The sequence below is a fragment of the Daejeonella sp. genome (genome assembly GCF_049655485.1).
Taxonomy (GTDB): Bacteria; Bacteroidota; Bacteroidia; order Sphingobacteriales; family Sphingobacteriaceae; genus Daejeonella.
The window spans coordinates 1-2,527 of the sequence record NZ_JBASJU010000451.1 but is presented as its reverse complement, the minus strand read 5'-3'; the positions used below and the strand labels follow the sequence as shown (position 1 = coordinate 2,527).

General features: G+C 43.3%; 1 protein-coding gene and 1 pseudogene. Both read right to left on the bottom strand.

The annotated features are described in order from the left end of the window. On the bottom strand, positions 1 to 2,114 hold a 2,114-nt coding region (locus tag WBJ10_RS17945; RefSeq protein WP_424292806.1), incomplete at its 3' end, for a PAS domain S-box protein. An 18-nt stretch (positions 2,115 to 2,132) separates the two neighbouring features. Further along, a pseudogene (gene glyA / locus WBJ10_RS17940) lies at positions 2,133 to 2,527 on the bottom strand (serine hydroxymethyltransferase); the annotation flags it as partial.

Genomic DNA, 2,527 nt, shown 5'->3' with positions numbered 1-2,527 from the left:
GTTGGATTGTCATCCATCAAAATATGAGACATTCCGATCACCGCATTTAAAGGCGTCCGGATCTCATGGCTCATAACAGACAGAAATGTCTCCTTAGCCTTACTGAGCTGCAGAGCTTCTTCCCTGGTTTTTATAAGCTCCTGTTCAGCAAGTTTCCGTTCAGATATATCGTTGATAATCTCAACCTGCTGGTCCAGGCTGCCATCTTTGTTAAAGGTTGGGGTATTAGAAATAGACAGCCAAATGGGTGATCCGTCCTTTTTGTAACTCAGCAATTCGATGTTCGAAGGAATACAGTTCGCCGCCTGCTGCCGGGCGGTTTCAAGCAGTTTCATATCGGTACCCTCGCCGCAAAGCAAATCCCCCGGACGGGTATTTCTAAAATCTTCAAGGGAATAGCCCGTAAGTTTCTCAAGAGCATCATTAATCCACTTGATTTTACCGTCAGCTGTGCTAATGGCTACACCGTTAATCGTTTTACTTGCTACAAGAGATAATAAAGTAAGTTGCTCTTCGTCTTTCTTCCGCTCAGTAATGTCATAAATTATTTCAACCTGGCGCTCAATCTTCCCCTCATCATTTGCAATAGGGGTAGTAGAAGTATGTACCCAGATAGGTGTACCATCTTTCTTATAAATCTGAAGATCAATATTGTAAGCCTTTCCCTCGTCGATTGCTTTCTGTGCTATCAAGAGCGCAACCTGATCATGGCCCTCCTGTAAAATAACCTCCCCCAATCGTTTACCCTGAAGTTCCTCCAGCTTATATCCCAGCAATGCTTCAGTGGCAGTGTTAATCCAGATTACCTTTCCAAGTCCATCCCGTATTACGACCCCGCTGGCTGATTTACTGGCAACCAATGAGAGTGTTTGCAGTTCCTCCTCCACTTTTTTACGCGAAGTGATATCAATGATCACTTCCACCTCTTTTTCAACGTTGCCCCTGGCATCCAATATCACCGAGTTCAAAACAGAAAGCCAGATAGGAGTGCCATCCTTCTTATACGAGAGGATATCAACGGTGAAGGGAAGTTTATTCCGAGTCCTTTCACGTGCATTTTCCAGGACATTTTTGTCGGTAAGTTCGCCGGCTAATATATCCCCCACTCTCTTTCCCTTCAAGTCTGTCAGGCTAAAGCCCGTTATATTTTCCGAGGCTTCATTTGCCCATATTACCTGGCTCTTATTGTCACTTATAAATACGCCATTATTAACTTTATTCGCCACGATGGATAACTGCTCGAGCTCAGCAATCAACTCTTTTTGGTCGCTGATATCACGTCCGTTGGCGTACCATTTATCACCTTTTGAGGCTAGCGCCCATCCCATCCATTTTGTTGAACAATCTTTCAGCTTAATTCTGCCTTCAACTTCAAAGCTTTTCTTACCTACTGATAAACCTTTTGAGAATAAGGATATCAGATTAACCCTGTCTTCTTCAGGGCAAAAGTCAAATGCCGAACGCCCTTCCGCTTCTTCCGGCGTGTATCCAAGTAATTTCTCAACCGCGTTATTAACTACCATGATGGTTCCGTTCCTGTCCATAATACACTGCAGTTCAGCAGAATTATTGAACATCGTACTAATCTCCTCATGTTTGGCGATTAGATCAGACAGCTCCAGATTAGTCTTTCTTGCTTCAAGAAGTGCAACAACTTCATCTGCAAGGTCGGCCAGCACACGTTCTTCTTCTTCACTGAGGTTTCCGGGAACAGTATCCAATATACTTAGGGTGCCAAGAGCCTGTCCCTCAGGCGAAACTAAAGGTGCCCCGGCATAAAACCGTATTTTCGGATCAGCTATTACCCTCGAAAGATTGACCGTTCGGGGGTCAAGGGTGGTATCCGGAATGACTATCAATCGGTTTTCCTCAATAGTAAACCGGCATATAGATTCTTCTCTCGAATATCCCTCAATGCTTATGCCGTGCTGCGACTTAACGAAAACGCCGACAGGATCGATAAATGCGATTAAAGCTATCGGTTTCTTAAAAATGTAAGAAGCAAGACGAGTGATCCGATCATATTCCTTTTCGGGCAATGAATCAATAATACGGTAACTCTCCAAAGAGAGCAAGCGTATCGTTTCTTTGTCACCTGCAATCGAATCAATCATCTCCAAGCAAAATCGTTATTATGAATACAATGGAAATTTTTCCATCATCTCATTCACTTTCTTACGTACTTTCTTAAAATGAGTTGCACTGGCAGGCTTTGAAATAATTTCGTCGATCAGTTCTACAATTTTCACCATATGCTTCTCTTTCAATCCCCTGGTAGTTACTGCGGCAGTACCGACACGGATACCTGAAGTGACAAATGGTGATTTATCGTCAAAAGGAACCATATTTTTATTAACGGTGATAGATGCTTCGCCTAAAGCGTTTTCCGCATCCTTACCCGTTATATTTTTATTGCGCAGATCAATCAGCATCATATGATTATCGGTACCACCTGAAATCAGCTGGTAACCACGCTCAACGAATGCTTCAGCCATCGCTTCCGCATTTTTCTTCACCTGGATAATGT